This window comes from Methylibium sp. T29 (genome assembly GCF_000576205.1).
Classification (GTDB): domain Bacteria; phylum Pseudomonadota; class Gammaproteobacteria; order Burkholderiales; family Burkholderiaceae_C; genus Methylibium; species Methylibium petroleiphilum.
Genome location: NZ_AZND01000202.1, coordinates 1 through 6138 on the forward strand (window position 1 = coordinate 1; position 6138 = coordinate 6138).

The 6138-nt window shown below is 70.6% G+C and carries 5 protein-coding genes and 2 pseudogenes; 5 read left to right on the top strand and 2 right to left on the bottom strand.

Translation table 11 applies throughout. The annotated features are described in order from the left end of the window. Positions 1-530, bottom strand: a 530-nt coding sequence (locus tag x551_RS17305) for a tetratricopeptide repeat protein (RefSeq protein ID WP_152543557.1), incomplete at its 3' end; no start/stop codon positions are given. Positions 531-667: 137 nt separating this feature from the next. Here x551_RS17305 and rpe point away from each other — a divergent pair. After that, positions 668-1357 carry a ribulose-phosphate 3-epimerase gene (gene rpe, locus x551_RS17310; RefSeq protein ID WP_011831039.1) on the top strand — a complete coding sequence of 230 codons (690 nt, stop codon included), beginning with the start codon at positions 668-670 and terminating at the stop codon, positions 1355-1357. A 28-nt stretch (positions 1358-1385) separates the two neighbouring features. Here the strand turns inward: rpe and x551_RS17315 are convergent, their stop codons facing one another. After that, positions 1386-1700 (bottom strand): hypothetical protein, encoded by a 315-nt coding sequence (locus x551_RS17315; RefSeq protein WP_011831038.1) that lies wholly within the window; start codon positions 1698-1700, stop codon positions 1386-1388. Positions 1701-2173: 473 nt separating this feature from the next. Between x551_RS17315 and trpE the strand changes: the two genes are divergently transcribed. From trpE to trpC, 4 genes and pseudogenes are all read left to right on the top strand, one after another. After that, positions 2174-3649: an anthranilate synthase component I gene (gene trpE, locus x551_RS17320; protein WP_036234683.1), complete on the top strand. Its 1476-nt coding sequence runs from the start codon at positions 2174-2176 to the stop codon at positions 3647-3649. 1 nt (position 3650) lies between these two features. After that, entirely contained in the window at positions 3651-4220 is a 570-nt protein-coding gene (locus x551_RS17325) for an aminodeoxychorismate/anthranilate synthase component II (protein ID WP_011831035.1), read from the top strand. Next, a pseudogene (gene trpD, locus x551_RS17330) lies at positions 4221-5256 on the top strand (anthranilate phosphoribosyltransferase). It begins immediately after the preceding gene. After that, a pseudogene (trpC, locus tag x551_RS17335) lies at positions 5253-6055 on the top strand (indole-3-glycerol phosphate synthase TrpC). The pseudogenes trpD and trpC overlap by 4 nt, the downstream one beginning before the upstream one ends. Positions 6056-6138 lie beyond the last annotated feature (83 nt).

Below are 6138 nucleotides of genomic sequence, written 5' to 3' on the forward strand. Positions count from 1 at the left end.
CCAGGCGCGGCGCGGTAGCACGCGATGGCGTCGTCGAGATGGCCCTGGGCCTGGCGCACGGCGCCGAGGTTCGCGTGCGCGGCGGCGTAGCCCGGCTGCAGCGCCACCGCGCGCCGCAGGCTGGTGACGGCCTCGTCGAGCTGCTGCAGATCCTTGAGCGCGGTGCCGAGGTTGTAGTGCGCCACCGCGAAGTCGGGCTTCAGCGCGACGGACCGCCGGTAGGCGGCCACGGCCTCGTCGAGCCGGCCCAGGCGGCCGCAGGTGGCGGCCAGGTTGAACAGCAGTTCGGCCGACTGCGGCGCCAGCGCCGCCGCCCGGCGGAAGCTGGCCGCCGCGGCGTCGAGCTTGTGCTGTTCCGAGCAGGCCGTGCCGTGCAGGTTGTGCAGGGCCGCATCCTGCGGGTGGCTCTTCAACAGCCGCGCCGCTGCGGTCTCTGCCTCCGGCCAGCGGCCGGCCTGGCAGTGCGCGAGCACGGCGTTCACCTCGGCCGGGTGGGGGCCGCGTGCGGAGCGGGGGGCGGGTCGTTGCATGGTGAGAGGGCGAGGACGCGTCGCGCAGCGTAGCCAGCGGCGCGCCGCATGGCTATGCGGCTGATGCCGATCCACGCGGCCGGCGACCGCGCTCCCTAGAATCGGCGCACGCCGACCCTCCGTGACCGATCGCCGCCATGTCCCCGCAACGCCACTTCCGTATCGCCCCGAGCCTGCTGTCGGCCGACTTCGCCCGCCTGGGCGAGGAGGTGAAGGATGTCATCGCCGCCGGCGCCGACTGGATCCACTTCGACGTGATGGACAACCATTACGTACCCAACCTCACCTTCGGGCCGATGGTCTGCGAGGCCCTGCGCAAGCACGCGGTCACCGCCGCCGGCGTGCGCGTGCCGATCGACGTGCACCTGATGGTGCAGCCGGTCGATGCGCTGGCGCAGGCCTTCGCCAAGGCCGGTGCCGACCTGGTGAGCTTCCACCCCGACGCCAGCACCCACGTGGACCGCACGCTGCAGTTGATCAAGGACGCCGGCTGCCAGGCCGGCCTGGTGTTCAACCCGGCCGCCTCGCTCGACGTGCTGGAGTGGGTGATCGACAAGGTCGACCTGGTGCTGCTGATGAGCGTGAACCCCGGATTCGGCGGGCAGAGCTTCATCCCGTCGACCCTGAAGAAGCTGGCGCGCGTGAGGCAGCTGATCGACGCCAGCGGACGCGACATCCGCCTCGAGGTGGACGGCGGCATCAAGACCGACAACATCCGCGCGGCCGCCGATGCCGGGGCCGACACCTTCGTCGCCGGCAGCGCGATCTTCGGCCAGCCGGACTACAAGGCGGTGATCGACGCGATGCGCGCGCGGCTCGCCGCCTGAGGCAGCGAGTGGGTTGCTATGCCGGGCCTCAGGCGTCCGGCGTGTCGAGCAGGTCGCGGAACTTGGACCAGCCGTTGCGCAGCCAGTAGAGGGTGCAGCCGCTGAGGTTGTCACCCGGCGCCCAACTCGGCCGCTGGCGCGGCATGCCCAGGTCCTTCAGGTCATCCCAGTACTCGCTGTGGACATGGCGCTCCAGCGCGAAGGCCACCAGCCGCTCGCTGGCGCGGTCGGTCAACAGGCGGTTCTGGGCGTCGTAGGCCGCGGCCCGTCCCGACGCGGGCTCGAGAAGCACCAGGTAGGGCTTTTCGATCGGAGGAAGCAACGGGGCGGTTTCAGCGCTCATGACGACACGGCCTTGGAACGGTTCAACTTCTGGCGCCACTGTGCCGGGTTGGCGGCGCCGGCTCATGCTGGAGAAGACCCTGTGGAAGCCGAGTGCGATTGCTCCATGTTGCATTGCAGCAAGAGAATGTTGCGCCGCCGTGTAGCGCTCCCGGGCGCAGCGTCCCGACTGTCCTCCGCAGGAGCACTGCGGAAGTACCGCGGGACTGCATCGCCCGGCGGCCCCAGGCGCATGGCGCGCGATGCGCTGGTGCGCGAACTCGAACGCGCGCCTGCTAGACTGGCCTCATGTTCATGTCGCGCAAGCACATCACGGGGTCTCACGACCGGGGAGCCTGGCCCTGGCGTCGCCGGGCCGGCTGACCCGCGACGCTGCGTCTGGCCGGCTTCACACCGGTCTTTTAGCAGCCACCCGATGTCTTGTTTGCGCGGCCGCCCGCTCCCGGGTGGGCCTGGGCCACGGAGGGCCCCGACGTGATCACCGAACTCGAATTCAAGAGCCTGGCCGAGCAGGGCTACAACCGCATTCCGTTGATCGGCGAGGCGCTCGCCGACCTGGAAACCCCGCTGTCGCTGTACCTGAAGCTGGCCGGAGGCCGGCCGCTGAGCTTCCTGCTCGAGTCGGTGGTCGGCGGCGAGCGCTTCGGGCGCTACTCCTTCATCGGCCTGCCGGCGCGCACGTTGCTGCGCGCCACCGGCGAGCACTGCGAGGTGGTGACCGACGGCCAGGTGACCGAGACGCACCACGGCAACCCGCTGGACTTCATCGAGGCCTACCAGAGCCGCTTCAAGGTGGCGCTGCGGCCCGGCCTGCCGCGCTTCTGCGGCGGCCTCGCCGGCTACTTCGGCTACGAGGCGGTGCGCTTCATGGAGCCCAAGCTGGCCGGCGCGCGGCGCGAGGGCGGCATCGGCACACCCGACATCCAGCTGCTGCAGACCGAGGAGCTGGCGGTCATCGACAACCTGTCGGGGCGGCTCTACCTGATCGTCTACGCCGATCCGTCGCAGCCCGAGGCCTACTTCCGCGGCAAGAAGCGGCTGGCCGAGCTGAATGACCGACTGCGCTACAGCGTGACCGCGCCGGCCGTGAAGCGCGGCCCCTCGCACGCGGTGGAGCGCGAGTTCGCGCGCGCCGACTACGAGGCCGCGGTGCTGCGCTGCAAGGAGTACATCGCAGCCGGCGACTGCATGCAGATCGTGTTCGGCCAGCGCCTGCGCAAGCGCTACACCGAGAGCCCGCTGTCGCTCTACCGTGCGCTGCGCTCGATGAACCCGTCGCCGTACATGTACTTCTATGACATGGGCGACTTCCAGATCGTCGGCGCCTCGCCTGAGATCCTGGTGCGCCACGAGCAGGTGCCCGAGGGCCAGAAGGTCACGATCCGCCCGCTGGCCGGCACCCGACCGCGTGGCGCGACGCCCGAGCGCGACCTCGCGGTCGAGGCCGAGTTGCTGGCTGACCCGAAGGAGCGCGCCGAGCACCTGATGCTGATCGACCTGGCGCGCAACGACATCGGCCGCATCGCGCAGACCGGCTCGGTCAAGGTGACCGAGGCCTTCGCGGTCGAGCGCTATTCGCACGTGATGCACATCGTCAGCAACGTCGAGGGCCTGCTGAAGCCGGGCACGACCAACATGGACGTGCTGCGCGCGACCTTCCCGGCCGGCACGTTGAGCGGTGCGCCGAAGATCCGCGCGATGGAGATCATCGACGAGCTCGAGCCGGTGCAGCGCGGCATCTACGGCGGCGCCTGCGGCTACCTGAGCTTCGCTGGCGACATGGACGTCGCGATCGCGATCCGCACCGGCATCGTCAAGGACAACGTGCTCTACGTGCAGGCGGCGGCCGGCATCGTGGCCGACTCGGTGCCCGAGCTGGAGTGGAAGGAAACCGAGCACAAGGCGCGCGCCGTACTGCGCGCGGCGGAGCTGGTCGAGGAGGGCTTCTGACATGCTCCTGATGATCGACAACTACGACAGCTTCACCTTCAACCTGGTGCAGTACTTCGCCGAGCTCGGCGAGGAGGTGAAGGTGTTCCGCAACGACGAGATCACGCTGACCGAGATCGAGGCGCTGCGGCCCGATCGCCTGGTGCTCTCGCCCGGCCCCTGCTCGCCGGCCGAGGCCGGCATCTGTGTCGAATCGATCCGCCACTTCGCCGGCAGGCTGCCGATCCTGGGCGTGTGCCTGGGTCACCAGGCGATCGGCGCGGCGCTGGGCGGACGCATCGTGCGCGCACAGGTGCAGATGCACGGCAAGGCGAGCGAGATCACGACCGACCGGCACGGTGTGTTCGCGAACCTGCCCGAGCGCTTCAACGTGATCCGCTACCACTCGCTGGCGATCGAGCGCGCGACGCTACCGGCCGAGCTGGCGGTGAGCGCGACCACGCCGGACGGCGAGATCATGGGCGTGCGCCACCGCTCGCTGCCGATCGAGGGAGTGCAGTTCCACCCCGAGTCCATCCTGACCGAGCATGGCCACGCGATGCTGAAGAACTTCCTCGAAGGAGCTCGCTAGATGATCACGGACACCGCCGCCCTTCAGCGCACGATCGAGCACCGCGAGATCTTCCACGACGAGATGCTGCACCTGATGCGACGCATCATGAGCGGCGAGATGTCGCCGGTGATGATCGCCGCGCTGGCGGTGGGCCTGCGCGTCAAGAAGGAGAGCATCGGCGAGATCGCCGCTGCGGCCACCGTGATGCGCGAGTTCGCGACGCCGGTGCCGGTGGCCGACACCGAGCACCTGGTCGACCTGTGCGGCACCGGCGGCGACGCCGCCCACACCTTCAACATCTCGACCACCGCGATGTTCGTCGCGGCGGCAGCCGGCGCGCGCGTGGCCAAGCACGGTGGGCGCAGCGTGTCCTCCACCTCGGGCAGCGCCGACGTGCTCGAGGCGCTGGGCGCCAGCATCGACCTCGCGCCGGCGCAGGTGGCCGAGTGCCTGGCCGAGTCGGGCATCGGGTTCATGTTCGCGCCCAACCACCACCCGGCGATGAAGCACGCCGGCCCGGTGCGCAAGGAACTCGGTGTGCGCACGATCTTCAACATCCTCGGGCCGCTCACCAACCCGGCGGGCGCGCCGAACCAGTTGATGGGCGTGTTCCACCCCGACTTGGTCGGCATCCAGGTGCGCGTGCTGCAGCGCCTGGGCTCGCGCCACGTGCTGGTGGTGTATGGCATGAACGGCATGGACGAGATCTCGCTGTCCGGCGAGACGCTGATCGGCGAGCTGAAGGACGGCGAGGTGCGCGAGTACACGGTGCATCCGAGCGACTTCGGCCTGCCGGTCTACGACACCCGGGGGTTGAAGGTGGGCGAGCAAGGACGAGTCGGTCGGCTGCATCCGCCGCGCGCTCGCCGACGAGGCGGGGCCGGTGCGCGACATCGTGCTGCTCAACGCCGGCGCGGCGCTGTACGCCGCCGACGTCGCGCCATCGATCGGCGAGGGTGTGCGCCTGGCGCGCGAGGCGGTGGCCTCGGGTGCGGCGGCGAAGACGCTCGAGCGGTTCGTCACGACGACGCGCCGGCTCAAGGGGGCGGCGTGAGCGGCGAAGACATCCTGCAGAAGATCGTCGCGGTCAAGCGGGACGAGATCGTGGCCGCGCGCAAGCGGCGCTCGCTTGCCTCGCTGCGCGCCGACGCAGAGTCGGCCGAACGGCGCGCCGACCTGCGCGACTTCACCGGCGCGCTGCGCGGGTGCGTCGCGGCCGGCCGGCCGGCGGTGATCGCCGAGGTCAAGAAGGCCAGCCCGAGCAAGGGCGTGCTGCGCGAGCACTTCGTGCCGGCGGCGATCGCCGAGAGCTACGCCCGCCACGGCGCGGCCTGCCTGTCGGTGCTGACCGACGAGCGCTTCTTCCAGGGCTCGGTCGACTACCTGTTGGCCGCCCGCGCCGCCTGCCCGCTGCCGGTGCTGCGCAAGGACTTCATGGTCGACGACTACCAGGTGTTCGAGGCGCGCGAGATGGGTGCCGACTGCATCCTGCTGATCGCCGCCTGCCTGGCCGACGCCAGATGGCCGACCTGGAAGCGGTGGCGCAGGCGCTCGGCCTGGCAGTGCTGGTCGAGGTGCACGACGGCGCCGAACTCGACCGCGCGCTGCGGCTGAAGACGCCGCTGGTCGGCATCAACAACCGCAACCTGCGGACCTTCGAGGTCACGCTCGACACCACGCTGGGCCTGTTGCCGCGCGTGCCGCCGGACCGCCTGCTGGTGACCGAGAGCGGCATCCTCGCGCCGGCCGACGTGCGGCGCATGCGCGAGGCCCAGGTGCACGCCTTCCTGGTCGGCGAAGCCTTCATGCGCGCGCCCGATCCCGGCTTGGCGCTGGCCGCGCTGTTCGGCTGAGGCGCGTGACCGCCGCCGATAGCGCGCTGGACGACGAGGCCCTCGACGCCGGCTGGCGGCCGGTGGTCGGCGCCTTCCGCGGC

What these genes read in the sequence shown, in the direction of transcription:
- x551_RS17325 (WP_011831035.1), top strand. Translation starts at nt 3,651, where the DNA reads ATGCTCCTGATGATCGACAACTACGACAGCTTCACCTTCAACCTGGTG.
- x551_RS17315 (WP_011831038.1), bottom strand. Translation starts at nt 1,700, where the DNA reads ATGAGCGCTGAAACCGCCCCGTTGCTTCCTCCGATCGAAAAGCCCTAC.
- rpe (WP_011831039.1), top strand. Translation starts at nt 668, where the DNA reads ATGTCCCCGCAACGCCACTTCCGTATCGCCCCGAGCCTGCTGTCGGCC.